Annotated in this window: 17 protein-coding genes; 6 read left to right on the top strand and 11 right to left on the bottom strand. The window is 69.6% G+C overall.

What is annotated here, in order from left to right:
- Nucleotides 1-188: 188 nt before the first annotated feature.
- Nucleotides 189-575 carry a 50S ribosomal protein L7/L12 gene (rplL, locus tag HOW07_RS12760; RefSeq protein ID WP_064294533.1) on the bottom strand — a complete coding sequence of 129 codons (387 nt, stop codon included), beginning with the start codon at nt 573-575 and terminating at the stop codon, nt 189-191.
- A 78-nt stretch (nt 576-653) separates the two neighbouring features.
- A complete protein-coding gene (rplJ, locus tag HOW07_RS12755) occupies nt 654-1172 on the bottom strand; it encodes a 50S ribosomal protein L10 (protein ID WP_064294534.1) in 519 nt (172 codons plus the stop codon).
- Nucleotides 1173-1492: 320 nt separating this feature from the next.
- Here rplJ and HOW07_RS12750 point away from each other — a divergent pair, with 320 nt between their 5' ends.
- A complete protein-coding gene (locus tag HOW07_RS12750; RefSeq protein ID WP_175117358.1) occupies nt 1493-2650 on the top strand; it encodes an AAA family ATPase in 1158 nt (385 codons plus the stop codon).
- A 24-nt stretch (nt 2651-2674) separates the two neighbouring features.
- On the opposite strand, the gene HOW07_RS12745 is transcribed toward HOW07_RS12750, so the two are convergent.
- The 4 genes from HOW07_RS12745 to HOW07_RS12730 form a co-directional block, all read right to left on the bottom strand.
- Complete coding sequence (locus HOW07_RS12745; protein WP_121289080.1) at nt 2675-3085, bottom strand: DUF5684 domain-containing protein; 411 nt, start codon at nt 3083-3085, stop codon at nt 2675-2677.
- Between the two features lie 101 nt (nt 3086-3186).
- Nucleotides 3187-3807 carry a phosphoribosylanthranilate isomerase gene (locus tag HOW07_RS12740; RefSeq protein ID WP_079003250.1) on the bottom strand — a complete coding sequence of 207 codons (621 nt, stop codon included), beginning with the start codon at nt 3805-3807 and terminating at the stop codon, nt 3187-3189.
- Nucleotides 3808-3834: 27 nt separating this feature from the next.
- Entirely contained in the window at nt 3835-5430 is a 1596-nt protein-coding gene (locus HOW07_RS12735) for a sensor histidine kinase (protein ID WP_371743676.1), read from the bottom strand.
- Nucleotides 5427-6185, bottom strand: a complete 759-nt coding sequence (locus HOW07_RS12730) for a response regulator transcription factor (RefSeq protein ID WP_371743675.1) — start codon at nt 6183-6185, stop codon at nt 5427-5429. The genes HOW07_RS12735 and HOW07_RS12730 overlap by 4 nt, the downstream gene beginning before the upstream one ends.
- A 235-nt stretch (nt 6186-6420) precedes the next feature.
- Between HOW07_RS12730 and HOW07_RS12725 the strand changes: the two genes are divergently transcribed.
- The 4 genes from HOW07_RS12725 to HOW07_RS12710 all read left to right on the top strand — a co-directional run bounded on the left by HOW07_RS12725 (nt 6421) and on the right by HOW07_RS12710 (nt 11261).
- On the top strand, nt 6421-7944 hold the full coding sequence (locus HOW07_RS12725) for an ABC transporter permease (RefSeq protein ID WP_175117357.1): 1524 nt from the start codon (nt 6421-6423) through the stop codon (nt 7942-7944).
- 90 nt (nt 7945-8034) lie between these two features.
- On the top strand, nt 8035-8715 hold the full coding sequence (locus HOW07_RS12720) for an ABC transporter ATP-binding protein (RefSeq protein ID WP_064294539.1): 681 nt from the start codon (nt 8035-8037) through the stop codon (nt 8713-8715).
- Nucleotides 8716-8994: 279 nt separating this feature from the next.
- A complete protein-coding gene (locus HOW07_RS12715; protein WP_175117645.1) occupies nt 8995-10752 on the top strand; it encodes an MDR family MFS transporter in 1758 nt (585 codons plus the stop codon).
- A gap of 17 nt (nt 10753-10769) precedes the next feature.
- Nucleotides 10770-11261 (top strand): MarR family winged helix-turn-helix transcriptional regulator, encoded by a 492-nt coding sequence (locus HOW07_RS12710; protein WP_158596512.1) that lies wholly within the window; start codon nt 10770-10772, stop codon nt 11259-11261.
- Between the two features lie 75 nt (nt 11262-11336).
- Here the strand turns inward: HOW07_RS12710 and HOW07_RS12705 are convergent, their stop codons facing one another.
- On the bottom strand, nt 11337-12176 hold the full coding sequence (locus tag HOW07_RS12705; protein ID WP_175117356.1) for an NAD(P)-dependent oxidoreductase: 840 nt from the start codon (nt 12174-12176) through the stop codon (nt 11337-11339).
- Between the two features lie 108 nt (nt 12177-12284).
- On the opposite strand from HOW07_RS12705, the gene HOW07_RS12700 reads away from it, so the two are divergent.
- Complete coding sequence (locus tag HOW07_RS12700) at nt 12285-12545, top strand: hypothetical protein (protein WP_064294542.1); 261 nt, start codon at nt 12285-12287, stop codon at nt 12543-12545.
- Nucleotides 12546-12611: 66 nt separating this feature from the next.
- Here HOW07_RS12700 and HOW07_RS12695 read toward each other — a convergent pair whose 3' ends face one another.
- Genes HOW07_RS12695 through HOW07_RS12680 form a run of 4 tightly spaced genes read right to left on the bottom strand, consistent with a single transcriptional unit; the run spans nt 12612 to nt 16610 of the window.
- Nucleotides 12612-13646, bottom strand: coding sequence for a sugar phosphate isomerase/epimerase (locus tag HOW07_RS12695; RefSeq protein WP_064294543.1), 1035 nt, complete (start codon nt 13644-13646; stop codon nt 12612-12614).
- Nucleotides 13643-14761, bottom strand: coding sequence for a Gfo/Idh/MocA family protein (locus HOW07_RS12690; protein ID WP_175117355.1), 1119 nt, complete (start codon nt 14759-14761; stop codon nt 13643-13645). Before HOW07_RS12690 ends, HOW07_RS12695 begins: the two co-directional genes overlap by 4 nt.
- Complete coding sequence (locus HOW07_RS12685) at nt 14758-15867, bottom strand: Gfo/Idh/MocA family protein (protein ID WP_071258759.1); 1110 nt, start codon at nt 15865-15867, stop codon at nt 14758-14760. The genes HOW07_RS12690 and HOW07_RS12685 overlap by 4 nt, the downstream gene beginning before the upstream one ends.
- A complete protein-coding gene (locus tag HOW07_RS12680; protein WP_064294545.1) occupies nt 15864-16610 on the bottom strand; it encodes a sugar phosphate isomerase/epimerase in 747 nt (248 codons plus the stop codon). The genes HOW07_RS12685 and HOW07_RS12680 overlap by 4 nt, the downstream gene beginning before the upstream one ends.
- Between the last annotated feature and the right edge of the window lie 117 nt (nt 16611-16727).

Here is a 16727-nt window from a genome sequence, read left to right as displayed (position 1 = left end):
ACGAATCGCAGGCCCCCCGGTTAACCGACGGAGGGCACCGCTCCCGAACGAATCGGGGGCGATGCCCTCCGATCACGGATGTCTCTGCCGAGTGCACACAGCACTCGTCTCAGGAAGATCCGCGATCGTCAGCGGCGACCGACCGGAGTCGGTCGCCAACCCAGTGGTTGTCCCCCGTAGGGGACCGACTACTTGAGCGTGACGGTGGCGCCGGCAGCCTCGAGGGCTTCCTTCGCCTTGTCAGCGGCTTCCTTGTTGGCGCCTTCGAGGACGGCAGCCGGAGCGCCGTCGACGAGAGCCTTGGCCTCGCCGAGGCCGAGCGAGGTGAGCTCGCGGACCGTCTTGATGACCTGGATCTTCTTGTCGCCAGCAGCCTCGAGGATGACGTCGAAGTCGGACTTCTCCTCGACCTCTTCAGCAGCAGCGCCGCCGGCAGCAGCCGGGCCGGCAACGGCGACGGGAGCAGCAGCGGTGACCTCGAAGGTCTCCTCGAACAGCTTGACGAACTCGCTGAGCTCGATGAGCGTGAGCTCCTTGAACGCGTTGATCAGTTCTTCGTTTGACAGCTTTGCCATGATTGTTCTCCTTGTTTCATGCCCTGCAACCGCATCACGCGGCGCACAGGTACGGGGTTGATGGTTCGCGGAACCGAATTACTCGGCCGCGGACTCCTGCTTCTCGCGCAGCGCCTCGACCGTGCGAACGGCCTTCGAGAGCGGTGCGTTGAAGAGGTAGGCAGCTCCGAACAGCGAGGCCTTGACGGCGCCGGCGAGCTTCGCCAGCAGCACTTCACGGGACTCGAGGTCGGCGAGCTTGCGCACCTCGTCAGCGGTCAGCGGGTTACCGTCGAAGTAACCGCCCTTGACCACGAGGAGAGGGTTTGCCTTGGCGAAGTCACGAAGAGCCTTCGCGACGGTGACCGGGTCACCGTGCACGAATGCGATCGCGGACGGACCGGCGAGCTCGTCGTCGAACGACGAGATGCCGGCGTTGTTCGCCGCGATCTTGGTCAGCGTGTTCTTCACCACGGCGTAGGTTGCGTCCGCACTGATGCTCTTGCGCAGGGTCTTGAGCTGAGCAACAGTGAGGCCGCGGTACTCGGTCAGCAGAACGGCGGTCGAGCTCTGGAACTTCTCCGTGAGTTCGGCAACCGAGGCTTCCTTGTTCGCCATGGCCACTCCTTTTCGAATCTTGAATGCATGCAGCGGAGGCCGCACACACCAACCGCCGGACCGGTGAAGGATTCGGGCATGAAAAAAGCTCCGGCGCAAGCGCACGGAGCTGGGGAGAGGCGAGCCTCGATCAGATCTTCATACACCTGCGCTGGACGTCTCGTCATGAGAACCTTCGACTGTCTCGTTTGCACGCGACAGTGACCGGCGGTCTTTGGTTTCCACAACCATAACACACCCTTGACCCCCTTCCGACAGGCGTGCTCCGGGCGCTCACGACCACCCGTCCGGATGTCCGAGGCGACCGGCACCATGGAGCCATGATCCAGACGCTCGCCATCTCCGGCTACCGGTCCATCCGAGACACCGTGCTGCCGCTGCACGGCCTCGACGTCGTGACCGGCGCGAACGGCACCGGCAAGTCCAACCTCTACCGGGCACTCCGACTCCTCGCGAGTGCGGGCGACGGCGATGTCGTCGGATCACTCGCCCGCGACGGCGGGCTCTCCTCGACGCTCTGGGCCGGCCCCGAACACGTGAGTCACGCCATGGTCGACGGCTCCGTCCCGGTCCAGGGCACGCGCCGCTCGGGGCCGATCAGCCTGCGACTCGGGTTCGCGACCGACACGCTGGGGTATCTCGTCGACCTCGGGATCCCGCAGCCCTCCACGACCCTGTTCGGCCGCGACCCCGAGATCAAGCGGGAACAGATCTTCGCCGGCGCACTGGCCAAACCGAGCAGCCTGCTCGTCGACCGGCACGGTCCGGCGGTCCGGGTCCGCGACGGGTCGTGGCGTCCGATCGGTCGAACGCTCGGCACCTCGGAGAGCATCCTCACCGAGTTCTCGGACGCCGACGCGACGCCCGAGGTCCTCCGCGTGCGCGGCCAGGTGCGCGGCTGGCGGTTCTACGACCAGTTCCGGACCGACCGCGAGGCACCGGCCCGTGCGCCGCAGGTCGGCACGCGGACGCCCGTGCTCGGACACGACGGTGCCGACCTCGCCGCCGCGGTGCAGACGATCATCGAGTCCGGCGCCCGGGACCGCCTCGACGCCGCCGTCGACGACGCGTTCCCCGGCAGCGTGCTGCGCGTGCGCGCCGACGACGGGGTGTTCCGGCTGGAGCTCGAACAGCCCGGCATGCTCCGTCCGCTCTCGGCCGGCGAGCTGTCCGACGGCACGCTCCGCTACCTGTTGCTCGTCGCGGCACTCCTGACCCCTCGCCCGCCCGAGCTCATGGTGCTGAACGAGCCGGAGACGAGCCTGCACGGCGACCTCCTCCCGCAGCTCGCTCGGCTCATCACCGCGGCGCGCGCCGACACGCAGCTCGTGGTCGTCTCCCACGCCCGCCCACTCATCGAGGCCATGCTCGAAGCCGGCGAGGTGCACGAGCACCGGCTGGTGAAGCGACTCGGCGAGACGGCCGTCGAGGATCAGGGCCTGCTGTCGACGCCCCCGTGGACCTGGCCGTCGCGGTGAGCGTCAGGCCCCGGTGACCGCCGGCTAGGCGCGGTCGACCTGCTTGCCCAGGTAGCGGTCCGAGCCGTAGCTGAGGATGAAGAAGCCGATCAGCTGGAACAGGATGAGCCCGAAGATCCGGAACACCGTGCTCTTGTCGAACTGCTTGCCGATGTGCCAACCGACGATCCAGCCGAACACGATGTTCACGAGCGGGATGAAGTAGAGGATGGTCGCCGCGCCCGTGAAGCCGGCGAGTTTGACGACGACGTACCAGTTGTAGATCGGGATGATCGCGGTCCAGCCGGAGCGGCCCGACTTCTCGAACATGCCCCACACGGAGGCGACGAACAGGGCGTAGCCGATGATGCCGCCGAAGACGTTGGCGGGGGCGTTCATGAACTCGATGGCGGCCCGACCGTTGTCGTCCGCGGCGAGCAGGATGGTGTCGAACACGGTGGTGGCGCTCCTTGTCGTCGTCGCGGTCGGCCGACCGCCTCATCCGACGAATGTAGCGTGCGGGTCACACCGCGGACCAGCGGGTGTCCCGCTGACGCTCAGACCGCCCGGGCGGTGCGGGCGGCGTGCACGAACGACCGGATGAGCTCCGGCGATTTCACCCCGCGCGAGGACTCGACCCCGCTGGACACGTCGACCCCCCAGGGGCGGAGCTCGGCGACGAGGCCCTGGACGTTCTCCGGCGTGAGCCCTCCGGCGAGGATCCAGGTGCGGGTGGGTGGGTTCGCCACCAGGGCGATCGTGTCGAAGGTCTTCCCGGCTCCCGGGTCCGGTGCGTCGAGCAGCAGCAGCTCTTCGGCGTAGGCGGCGCGCTCGGCGGCGTTCTCGGAGGCGTAGCGCACCGCCGAGGTCGCCCGGAGCGTCCGCCACCCCATGGCCTGCAGCTCGTGGAACGCCTCCGGTGGTTCATCGCCGTGCAGTTGGACGGCCTGCACCCCGGCAGCACCGGCGATCCGCGAGACCTCCTCGACCGACTGGCGCCGGAAGACGCCGACCGTCAGCACCGACTCGGGGACGTCGGCGAGCAGCGAGGCGACCCGTTCGGGCTCGACGGTCCGGGGCGACCCCGGCGCGAACACGAAGCCGATCGCGTCGACTCCGGCGTCCACCGCCGCAGCGACGTCGGACGCCTCGGACAGACCGCACACCTTCACCCACATGGGCACCACGCTACCCGGCCGCACGGATCACTCCGCCGACGGGACGAGGACGTCCGGGGTGGCGACGGCCGGTAGCTCGACGCGGAACACCGTCCGTCCTGGTGCGCTCTCGCATCGGACGGTGCCGTGGTGCGCGGTCACGACGGCGTGCACGATCGCGAGCCCGAGGCCGGTGCTCCCCGTGGCGCGTGAGCGGGAGTCGTCACCGCGGACGAAGCGCTCGAAGAGGTTGGGTTGCAGCGCAGGGTCGATGCCGGGACCGTCGTCCGACACGGTCAGCACGGCGATCTCGCCCGCAGGACCGCTCTCGACCGCCAGCCCCGTCCGCACGGTCGTCCCGGCGGGCGTGTGAGTCCGCGCGTTCGCCAGCAGGTTCACGATCACCTGTTGCAGCCGGGACGCGTCTCCCGTGACGAGGACGGGCTCCTCGGGGAAGTCCAGTTCGAACACGTGGTCCGGCCCGGCGACATGGGCGTCGCCGACGGTGTGGATGACGAGTTCGGTGAGGTCGACGGGGCGCTTCGCGAGTTCGCGTCCCTCGTCCAACCGCGCCAGCAGCAGCAGGTCCTCGACGATCGTGGTCATGCGACCGGCCTCGGAGCGGATCCGGCCGAGGGAGTGGGTGACGTCCTCCGGCAGCGCGTCCGACTTCCGCGCGGCGAGTTCCGAGTATCCGGCGATGGAAGCCAGCGGGGTCCGGAGCTCGTGGCTCGCGTCCGAGACGAACCGGCGCACCTTGTTCTCGCTCGCCTGCCGGGCGTTCAGTGCGGACGAGACGTGCCCGAGCATGCGGTTGATCGCCGATCCGACGCGTCCGACCTCGGTCCGCGGGTCGGTGTCGGACTCCGGTACCCGGACGGCGAGCGCCACCTCACCGCGGTCGAGGGGAAGCTCGGCGACGACCGCGGCCGTCGCGACGACGCGGTCGAGCGGGCGGAGCGAGTACCGCACGATCGCGAACGCCGCCAGTCCGGCGAGCAGCAGCACCACGACGCTCATGATCGCGATGAGGGTGACGAGCTGCATGACCGTCGACGCGACCTCGGCGAGCGGAAGCCCGATGATCCTCGTCGCGCCGCTCGCGTCGGTGACGGCGACGACACGGTAGTCGCCGAGGTGCTCCCCGAGGTTGATGGTCGACGGTCGGTCACCGGCCGACACCGTGAGGATCATGGCGTCCTGGCTCTCGGTGCACGGGACCGTGCTGCCGTCGGCGCTGAGGTATCCGGCGTTGACGATGGTGCCGTCGACGACGATCGCCCCGAGTGCGCCGGGCCCGAGGCCCGGAGCGCCGATGAAGGCGGGCGGCTCACGCGTGCCCGAACCACCGCCGTAGCCGTCGGGGATGCCGGAGTCCGGCAGGGATTCCGGTGCGGGGAGCTGGCCGTTGCGGCCGTAGTCGACGATCCGCTCGGCGGCCTTCGTGAGCTGGTTGTCGACGCCCTCGGTGAGGAGGCCGCTCACCGCGACCGCGCTCGCGACGCCGACGATGGCGCTGCCGAGGGCGAGGAGGCCGACGACGACGACCATGAGGCGTCGACGGAGCGTCCACGGAGCGCGTTTGGGGCGGGTGGAGTCGACGGTCGTCGCTGTCGGGTCGGTGACGGGAGGTCTCGTGGTCACGAACCGACCGTCGGGATCTTCAACATGTAGCCGGCACCGCGCACGGTGTGGATCATGGGCTCACGCCCAGCGTCGATCTTCTTGCGGAGATAGGAGATGTAGATCTCGACGACGCTCGCACGACCGCCGAAGTCATAGCTCCACACCCGGTCGAGGATCTGGGCCTTGCTCAGCACCCGGCGCGGGTTCCGCATGAGGAACCGCAGCAGCTCGAACTCGGTCGCGGTGAGCTCGATGGGTTCGCCGTCGCGCGTCACCTCGTGGCTGTCCTCGTTGAGCACGAGGTCGCCGACCACGATGTCCGGGCCGGACTCGTCGGCGGCCAGCAGGGTCGACCGGCGGATGAGCCCGCGCAGCCGCGCGACGACCTCTTCGAGACTGAAGGGCTTCGTCACGTAGTCGTCGCCGCCGGCGGTGAGGCCGGCGATGCGATCGTCGAGCGAGTCCTTGGCGGTGAGGAACAGCACGGGGACGTCGCTCCCCGAGGTCCGCAGGCGGTTCAGCACCTGCAGTCCGTCCAGGTCGGGCAGCATGATGTCGAGCACGATGGCGTCCGGTCGGAAGTCGCGGGCGATCGTGAGGGCCTCCCGGCCGTCGGCGGCGGTCCGGATCTCCCAGCCCTCGTAGCGCAGGGCCATCTGCAGGAGGTCCGTGAGCGTCGCCTCGTCGTCGACGACGAGCACACGGACGGCGGTGCCGTCTGCCCGCTTGAGTGCGCTTCGCGCGGCACCGGGCGCCTGGATCGGGATGTTCACGCGTTCAGTATTCGCCTCCGCCCTATGAGCTGTCTATGAACCGGCCAGACGGATGCTGTGCCCTCCCCGAGCCGGCGGAGCGCCCCCAGCGGCCTGGGCCGATTCATAGCGTCACCGAGGCGCAGGCCAAGCGAGCCTCCGTAGCGTCCGGTCCAAGTCATCCGCGACGTGCGGATCGTCGGCGTCGCGCAACGGGGACGCCGGCACGTGCACCAGAGCAGAAGGAAACGCAGACATGTTCGGAACCTATCTCCGACGGGAACTCGTCGGTCGCCGCAAACAGACCATCATCATCGCCATCGGGATGGCGCTCGCCATCGCCCTCGTGATCATCGTCAACTCGGTCGCCGCCGGCGTGAAGACGGCGCAGGCGTCGGTGCTGGAATCCGTCTACGGGGTCGGAACGGACATCACGGTGAGTCAGGCGGCCGAGGCGCCGACGGACGGCGGCGGCCCCGGCCAGAACTTCGACTTCGGCTCGGGCGACGGGTCGACGAGTGACGGGACGACGACCGTCAACCAGTCGCGGTTGGAGGCGGCGCGTGGCACGTCGACCTTCGACGCGACGGCCCTCGGCACGGTCACCGACGTCGCCAACGTCGAGGCCGCCGCAGCCACCCTGTCGCTCACGAACACGACCTTCACGGGCGAGCTGCCCGACTTCTCGCAGGCACAGGGGTCCGATGGGGCGGCAGGCGTCCCGGGCGGTGACGCGAGCGGCGCGACCCCGCCGCAGGGTGGTCCGGACGGCGCAGGCGGGAGTTCCTTCGGCGTCGACTCCTTCACGGTCCTCGGTCTCGACCCCTCGGGCGACGCCGTGGGTCCGCTCTCGGCCGTCTCCCTCAGCGACGGTCGCTCGCTCGCAGCCGACGACGCGGGCACGGACGTCGCCGTCCTCGACGCCTCCTACGCCACCGAGGCGGGGATCGCCACCGGCGACACGATCGACATCGCGAGCACCACGTTCAGCGTGGTCGGCACGGTGACCGCCTCCGGGGCCGACTCGACGTCCGCATCGAACGTCTACATCCCCCTCGACGTCGCGCAGTCCCTCGCCGGGCTCGACGGCCAGGTCAGCGACCTGTACGTGCAGGCCGCCTCGTCGACCGACATCACGCAGGTGCAGACGGACATCGAGGCGGCACTGCCCGACGCGACCGTGAGCACCCAGGAGGACCTCGCGTCCACCGTGTCCGGCTCGCTCGCCTCGGCGTCGACGCTGGTGTCGAACCTCGGCACCTGGCTGTCGCTCATCGTGCTCGCCGCCGCGTTCCTCATCGCGATCCTCTTCACGATCTCCGGCGTCACGCGCCGGACCCGCGAGTTCGGCACGCTCAAGGCGATCGGCTGGAGCGACCGGCGCATCGTCGGCCAGGTCGCGGGTGAGTCCGTCGTCCAGTCGCTCATCGGCGGCGCCGTCGGTGTCGCGGTCGGCCTCATCGGCATCCTCGTGGTGAACCTCGTCGCTCCGACCCTCAGTGCAGCGGCGACGACATCCGCCGGCGGCGGACTCGGCGGCCCCGGCGGTGCCGCGGGCATGCCGTCGGATGCGGCGGCGGGAGCGGCCGGTGGGTTCGGCGGTGCCCCGGGCGCTGCGGCCGCGACCACCACCGACATCGTCCTCCAGGCTCCCGTGACCGCGTGGATCATCGTCATCGCCGTCGGGATCGCCATCCTCGGCGGGCTGCTCGCCGGTGCGATCGGCGGGTGGCGCGCCTCACGACTGCGCCCGGCCGAGGCACTCCGCTCCGTCGCCTAGACGACGCACCAGACGCCGCCGGGTGGCGGTCTCCCCCGCGACCACCCGGCGGTCCGACTTCTCACTCCGACCAGCAGAACGAAGGACCCCATGTACACGATCACCGGCCTCACCAAGCAGTACCGCCAGGCGAAGCGCTCCGTCACGGCGCTCGACGGCGTCGACCTCGAGATCCCCGATGGACAGCTCGTCGCCATCCAGGGCCCGACCGGCGGCGGCAAGTCGACGCTCCTCCAGATGCTCGGCGCGCTGGACCGACCGACCGCCGGCAGCATCTCCCTCGCCGGCGACGACCTCTCGACGCTCAGCGAGACGAAGCTCGGCAGGATCCGCGCCACGGAGATCGGCTTCGTGTTCCAGGGGTTCAACCTCATCCCGACGCTCACGGCACAGGAGAACGTCGAGATGGCCCTGGTCCCGATCGGCACCCCACGGGCCGAACGCGAGACCAGGGCTCGCGCGGCGCTCGCGTCCGTCGGACTCGCCGAGCGGGGTTCACACCTCCCCGCCGAGCTGTCCGGCGGGCAGCAGCAGCGGGTCGCGATCGCCCGTGCGCTCGTCAAGGAGCCCGAGGTGCTGCTCGCCGACGAACCGACCGGCAACCTCGACGAGGAGACCCGCGACGAGATCATGGACCTCCTCGAGGGCCTGTGGCGGGACCGCGGGCTCACGGTCGTGGTGGTGACGCACGACACCGCGGTCGCCAAGCGCGCCGAGCGTCGTCTGCACATCGCGAACGGGAAGCTCAAGGACGTCACGACTCGGCGCTGACCGGCGCCTCGGCAGGCTCGGGGAGCGGCTTCCACCCGCTCCCCGAGCCGCCCCGCCCCGGTCCCTGGGCCACCCCCGCCCCGGTCCCTGAGCCGCCCCGCCCCGGTCCCTGAGCCTGTCGAAGGGCCACGGGAATACGCCGTCACCGTGATTGGTTGACACTGATCAACTACTTCTCATATAGTTGACGCATATCAACTAGCTGACGTCATCACGATCGCGGAGCCCATGTCACACACCACCTCAACACCCGCCACGCCCGCTCGCGCGGACAACGGCATGACGCATCGCCAGGTGCTCGAGGCCCTCTCCGGCCTCCTCCTCGGCATGTTCGTGTCGATCCTCGCCGGCACCGTCGTCTCGACCTCCCTCCCCCGGATCATCGCCGACCTGAACGGCGACCAGACGGCCTTCACCTGGGTCGTCACGGCCACCCTCCTCGCCACCACCGTCTCGACGCCCATCTGGGGCAAGTTCGCCGACCTCTTCAACCGCAAGCTGCTCATCCAGCTGGCGCTCGGGATCTTCGTCCTCGGCTCGGCGCTCGCGGGCTTCTCGCAGGACACCGGCACGCTCATCGGCTTCCGCGTCCTGCAGGGCCTCGGCGCCGGTGGTCTCACGGCGCTCAGCCAGATCATCATGGCCGACATCATCAGCCCGCGTGAGCGTGGCCGGTACATGGGCCTCTTCGGTGCGGTCATGGCGGTCGGCACGGTCGGCGGCCCGCTCTTCGGCGGCCTCCTCACCGACTCGCTCGGCTGGCGCTGGAACTTCTTCGTCGGCGTCCCCTTCGCGATCGCCGCGATCTTCCTCCTGCAGCGCACGCTCCACCTCCCGAAGCGGAACGTCGGCAAGGTCAAGATCGACTACCTGGGCGCCGCCCTCATCGCCGGCGGCGTCTCGCTGCTGCTCATCTGGGTCACCCTGGCCGGGACGCAGTTCGAGTGGGCGAGCTTCACGACGCTCGTCATGGTGGGCATCTCCGTCCTCCTGCTCGCCGCGGCGGTCATCGTCGAGATCAAGGTCGACGAGCCGATCATCCCGATGTCGCTGTTCAAGAACCGCACCTTCACCCTCGCGGTCGTCGCGAGCATCTCGGTGGGTGTGGCGATGTTCGGCACCTCGGTGTTCCTCAGCCAGTACATGCAGCTGGCGCGTGGAGCGACCCCGACGGAGTCGGGCCTGCTGACGCTCCCGATGATCGGCGGCCTCCTGATCGCCTCCATCGTGGTCGGGCAGTTCATCTCGCGCTTCGGCCACTGGAAGCCGTACCTCATCGTCGGCTCGATCCTCCTCACCGTCGGCCTGTTCCTCATGAGCACGATCCACTACGACACGAACTACGTGCTCGTCTCCGTGTACATGTTCATCCTCGGCGCCGGCGTCGGCATGGTGATGCAGAACCTCGTGCTCGTGGTCCAGAACGACGTCCTGCCGCAGCAGCTGGGTACGGCGAGCGCGGGTGTCGCGTTCTTCCGCAGCCTCGGTGGCACGATCGGCGTCTCGGTCATGGGCTCCGTGCTCGCGACGAAGGTCACCGACATGCTGGCCGACCGCCAGGCCGACCTGCAGGCGGCCATCGTCGCCCTCGGGGCACCCGGCGCCAAGATCGCCGAGACGCTCTCGAGCGGCACGATCCCGAAGGTGAGCACGCTGCCCGAGTCGGTGCGGACCATCATCGAATCCGTCTACGGTGACGCGGTGGCCGACATCTTCCTCGTCGCCGCACCACTCGCGATCCTGACGATCATCGCCGTGATCTTCCTCCCGAACAAGAAGCTCGGGTCGAAGAACGCCGTGCAGCGCATGGCCGAGCAGCGTTCCGGGGAGCCCGCCCTCGTCGGCGCGGCCACCGGGTCCGTCACGACGGCCACCGCGTCCACGTCGACCCAGTCGTTCGCGACCGGTGCGCTCGACGTGGCCGAGGCCATGATCGGTGGCGAGGCGGACACCCGACTCGAGCGAGGACGGGACGAGACCGCCGACACCGACGGCGGCACGGAGACCGAGGCACACAGCCCCCGCCACGGCCGCTAGTCCGTACAATGCGAACGATGTCCATCGATCACGACGCCCAGGCCGGGCCGGCCGCTGCCGACGACGCAGCGGCCGGCACCGCGCACGACCTCGCGATCGGTGCCGTGGAGGAGCAGTTCGCGCTCCTCGTCAACCGCATCCGCAACGGTATCCGCGACCGCGCCGAGCGGATCTCCCCCGGGCTCCAGCCGGCCGGCTACAAGTTGCTCAGCATGGTCTCGCGCTCCGGAGCGATCCGCGCCGGTGCCCTGGCCGAGATGCTCGCGACCGACAAGAGCGCGGTGAGTCGCCTCATCCACCAACTTGAGACGCTCGGCCTCGTCACGAGGACGCCGGACCCCGAGGACGGCCGTGCGAGCCTCGTCGTCGCGACCGCCGAGGGCGAGCGCCGGATGGAATCGACACGGGCCAACGACCAGGCGATGCTCTACCAGCAGCTGTCGTCCTGGGACGAGGCCGAGGTGCGGCGGCTCGCCGAACTCCTCGCGAAGCTCAACGGCGCCCTCTGAAGTCCCTTTCTCAGGAGTCCGCCGGAGCGCCTGGCTCGCGAGCGGGCGACGCGCCGAGGAACTCCTGAGAACGGGTCAGCGCCAGCTGTGCTTCGGGTCGTACCCGAGGACCTCGCGGGCGTGGTCGATCGAGAGCAGGGTGCCGTTGCCGGCGATGTCGCCGGTGACGGGGACGTCCGGGAAGACCTCTGCGACGAGCTCGACGTTGTCGCGCGACATGACCGTGTCGGCCGCCGCGATGATGAACCGGTCGAACCCCGTGGCCTGGTGCTCGAGCGCGAGTCGCACGGCCTGGGCGCCGTCGCGGCCGTCGATGTAGCCCCAGAGGTTCCACTTGCGGAGGGAGGCGTCGGCGTCGAACGAGGGGAACGCCGCGTAGTCGGCCTCGTCCATCACGTTGGAGAACCGGAGGGCGATGATCTTGAGCTCAGGGTGCCACCGCGTGAGCTCGATCGCCAGCTGCTCCTCGAGGTGCTTCGACAGCGAGTACGTCGACTCGGGTCGGGCGGCGTAGGCCTCGTCGACGGGGATGTAGGGGGGCGGGGTGTCGAACGGCAGCCCGAGCACGGTCTCGCTCGACGCCGTGACGATGTTCGTGATGCCGGCCTTGATGGCGGCGTTGAACACGTTGTAGGTGCTGAGGATGTTGTTCTGGAAGGTCGCGGTGTTCGTCGAGAGCCCCGGCGCAGGGATGGCGCTCAGGTGGACGACCGCGTCGAACCCGTCCGGCGCCTGCTCGTCGACACCGGTGAGGGCGTCGAACACCTGGCCCGCGTCACGCAGGTCGATGCGCACGAAGCCGTCACCGCGCTCTCCCGCCTGGTCGAGATTGATCACCAGGTGACCGTGTTCCCGAAGATGGCCGACCACTGTTCGCCCGAGCTTGCCCGAGCCTCCCGTCACTGCGATTCTCATGACGCCATCCTGGTCCATCCGACGAGGAATGGGTGGGCGATTGACAACTCACCCAGGAACCGGCGGTCGCGGCGGAATGGCGGACCGTCGGCTCGCGTTGGAGGAGATGTGAAGCTCACCCTGTACACCTCCGCGTTCTGCGCCCCCTGCATGCAGGCTCGCGCAGTCCTGGCCGAGGTCCCGGCACTCGTGGCCGGAGCCGTCGTCGAGGAGCGCGACGTCGCCTTCCGTTCGGCGGAGGCGGAGGCCGACGGCATCCGTTCCACCCCGACGGTCATCATCACGGCCGACGACGGCACCGAGGTGTTCCGCGCGACCGGGGCACCCACGCTCAACCAGGTGCTCGTGGCGGCGGCGAAGGCGTTGTAGCCCTTCGACAGGCTCAGGGACCGGGGAAGCGACTCAGGGACCGGAGAAGCGGCTCGGGGACCGGGGCTACTGGGTGCTGAACGCCGCGTCGAAGGACTGCTCGGGCAACTTCCAGAGCAGGTTCCGGATGTACCCGACGGCCTCCTCGGCTCCGTGCAGGCGGTCCATGCCGGCGTCCTCCCACTCGATGGAGATCGGCCCGGCGTAGCCGATGCTCGAGAGGGCACGGAAGGCGTCCTCCCACGGCACGTCGCCGTGACCGGTCGACACGAAGTCCCAGCCGCGTCGCGGGTCGCCCCAGGGCAGGTGCGAGCCGACGATGCCGGCGTGACCGGTAGCCGGCCGGATCCGGGTGTCCTTGCAGTCGACGTGGTAGATCCGGTTCGCGAACTCGACGATGAACCCCACCGGGTCGACGCCCTGCCACATCATGTGCGACGGGTCCCAGTTGAAACCGAACGCCGGGCGGTGGTCGATCGCCTCGAGGGTGCGGACACTCGTCCAGTAGTCGTACGCGATCTCGGACGGGTGCACCTCGTGGGCGAAGCGGACCCCTTCGGCGTCGAAGACGTCGAGGATCGGGTTCCAGCGGGTGGCGAAGTCCTCGTACCCGGCGTCGATGACGGAGGCCGGTACCGGCGGGAACATCGCGGAGTACTGCCAGATCTTCGACCCGGTGAAGCCGACGACCGTGTCGACGCCCAGCTTGCGGGCGACCCGCGCGGAGCGCTTCATGTCCTCGGCCGCGCGCTGACGTACCCCCTCCGCGTCGCCGTCGCCCCAGGTGTAGTCGCGGACGATCGCCTGGTGGCGGAAGTCGATCGGGTCGTCGCACACGGCCTGGCCGGTGAGGTGGTTCGAGATCGCGAAGACCTCGAGACCGTGCCGGTCGAGGATGTCGAGGCGGGACTGCAGGTAGGCGTCGTCCTCATCCGCGCGCTTGAGGTCGAGGTGGTCGCCCGAGGCCGCGATCTCGAGGCCGTCATAGCCCCAGGAGGCGGCGAGGCGGGCGACCTCCTCGAAGGGGAGGTCCGCCCACTGTCCGGTGAACAGGGTCACCGGGAGGCGGCTCGCGTACTGCTTGTCGGTGGTGTCGGTCATGCGGTGATCCTCTGCTCGTCGTCGGTGGAGGTGGCGATCGCTTCCCAGCGACCGGTGTCGGCCGCGTCCAGGACGGCCTCGGTGATGCGCGCGGTTCGGAGTCCGTCCGCGAAGACGGGCAGACCGTCCGGCGACTGTCCGGCCATCGCCGCGTAGCTGTCGGCCACGAAGGCGTTGAACGCGTCCTGGTAGCCCATCGGGTGCCCCGAGGGGACGATGGACAGGCGTGCGGCGTCCGGGTGCAACTGGTCGGCGTCGCGAGGCAGCACCTGCGTCCCCGACCGACGACCGAGCCAGAGCGTCTCCGGCGCTTCCTGGTCGAAACCGATGCTGAGTTCGGTCCCGGCGACCTCGAGGTGCAGTCGGTTCTTCCGACCGGGCGCGACCTGCGAGACGAGCAGCGTGCCGATGGCGCCGCCCTCGAGCCGGATGACGACCGCGGCCGCGTCCTCGGTCGTGACCTCCGGGGTGTTCGCGCGTTCGGCGAAGAAGGTGCGGACCGTCGAACTCAGCTCGGTGATGTGCGCGCCGGTGATGAACTCCAGGAGGTCGACGAGGTGGGAACCGATGTCGGCGAAGGCTCGCGAACGGCCCCCGGCCGCCGAGTCGACCCGCCAGTTGTCGTCGGCCTGCGCGAGCAACCAGTCCTGGAGGTACGACCCGCTGATCGTGAGCAGGGTCCCGAGGTCGCCTGCGGCGACACGCGCGCGGGCCTCCCGGACGAGCGGGTGGAAGCGGTAGACGAACGGCACCGTGCCGACGACACCGGCCTCGGCTGCGGCGGTGACGAGACGCTCGGCGGTCGCGGCGTCGGTCGCGAGGGGTTTCTCACAGACGACGTGCTTGCCGGCCGCGATGGCCGCGAGTGCCTGCTCGGCGTGGAGCGCGTTCGGCGTGCACACGTGCACCACGTCGACCGAGGGGTCGGCCAGCAGCTCGTCGAGCGAGCCGTACCCGCGCTCGAACCCGAGGTTCGCGGCGACCTCCCGCGAGCGCTCGGGCGTCGAGGCGACGACACCGACCAGCCGGGCACCCGCCGCGCGGGCCGCCCGGCTGTGGACGGTGGCCATGAAGCCACCGCCCACCACCGCGATACCGGGACCGGCCACGGTCATGCTCCGAAGGTGCCGTCCGCCGGCGTCCACGACTCGGGGAGCGCGGGAGCGAGCTCCACGGTGCTGACGACGTCGACCGAGGTGCGGCTCAGGCCCGACTCGGCCGTCGAGACCATGACGTCGAGCACGTGGTAGGCGAGCTCACCGGAGGCACGCTCGGGACGACCGGCGCGGATCGCCTGCGCGAGCTCGACCACACCGGTTCCGCGGCCCTGCGTCGGACCGGTCGACGGGATCGACTCGGGCTCCTCGCCACCGCCGTAGACGAGCAGGTCGCCCTCGAAGGTGTTCGGGTCGGGGACGACGAGCGTGCCGGTCGAGCCGGCGACCTCGAACTGCGTGCGACCGAGCTTGGAGTCGAAGCTGAAGACGCTCTGCGCGAGCTGGCCGCTCTCGAACTCGAAGAGGGCGCTCACGTGCGTCGGCACCGTCACGTCGAACGACTCACCCGCGCGCGGGCCGGATCCGATCGTCCGCTGCGGGAAGGCCTGTGAGGCGAGCGCGGTGACGCGGGCGATCGGCCCGAACAGCTGCACGAGCGCCGTGATGTAGTACGGGCCGATGTCGAAGAGCGGACCGGCGCCGTCCTGGAACAGGAAGTCGGGGTTCGGGTGCCACGACTCCGGGCCGGGGCTCTGCATGAGGGTCAGCGCGGTGAGGGGCTGACCGATGCCACCGGCCTCGACGAGTCGGCGGGCGGACTGGATGCCGGCGCCGAGGAAGGTGTCCGGAGCCGTGGCGACGCGGAGCCCCTTCTCCTTCGCGGCGGCCAGCAGGGCCTGCCCGCTCTCACGGTCGAGCGCGAAGGGCTTCTCGCTCCACACGTGCTTGCCGGCGTCGAGGATCTGCATGGCGACCTCGACGTGGACCTTCGGGATGGTCAGGTTGACGACGATCTCGATCTCGGGGTCGGCCAGGAGTTCGGCGACCGAGCCGTGGCCGGGCACCCCGTACTTCTCGGCCTGCGTCTTCGCCCGCTCGAGGTCGAGGTCCGCGACGAACCGGACGTCGAGGTCGGGGAAGGTCACCAGGTTGCCGAGGTACTGGTCACTGATGACGCCGGCGCCGATGAGGCCGACACCGACCGTTCCGGTGCTGTTGCTCATGCCTGGACTCCGTTCGTGGTGAGGTAGGTGAAGCTCTGCTCGAGCCCCTGGAAGATGTCGCCGTCGAACGCGTCGAACTCGACGACGCGCAGGGCCTGCGGTGCCGCGGCGAGGATGTCGAGCACCGGGACGACCCCGGCACCCGCGGGCAGCTGCTTCAGCGTGTCGCGGGAGGCGTCACCGTCCTTGACGTGGATGAAGCGCACGCGATCACCGATCGCGCCGAGGACGTCGACCGCGCGGCGTCCGCCGACCTCGACCCAGTAGGTGTCGACCTCGAACACGACGGCCGGGTCGGTGAGTGCGGCGAGGTGCTCGAGCGGGCTGGTGCCCGCGACGTCGCCCTCGAGCTCCCACCAGTGGTTGTGGTATCCCACCTGGACCCCGTGACCGGCGGCGACCGCCGCCGCGGCGTTCAGCTCGTCGGCGATCGACGCGACCGTCTCTGCCGTGGCGAAGCGCTCTTCGGCGATGGCGGGGTCGATGAGGACCTGTACGCCCTGCTCAGCAGCGGCGCCGAAGGCCGCCGACAGGTCGATGCCCTCGGCGATGACCTTGCCGTGCGCGCTCGGGGTGGCGAGGCCGGCATCGTGGATGTCCTGCAGGCTGACGCCGGGACCGAAGCCGAACGGCTCGGCCTGACGGAAGCCGATCTCGGTCAGGCGCTGCAGCGCTGCGGCACGATCCGCGGTGAGCGGCTCCCGTACCGAGTAGAGCTGGACAGAGAGTTGGGAAGTCGACACGATGCTCCTCAATGATGATGGTGTCAGGCAGCCGCTGCTGCGAGATCCAGGCTAACCACACTTCTGTCGGTGGTCAAACAAAAGTCTCCCACCGGTCGCCACTCCCCGGCGACGAAT

It is taken from the genome of Plantibacter sp. MCCC 1A11337 (assembly GCF_013349365.1).
GTDB classification, from domain to species: Bacteria; Actinomycetota; Actinomycetes; order Actinomycetales; family Microbacteriaceae; genus Plantibacter; species Plantibacter flavus_A.
Note: the sequence above shows the minus strand (reverse complement) of the source record. Positions and strands in the feature narration are given on the sequence as shown.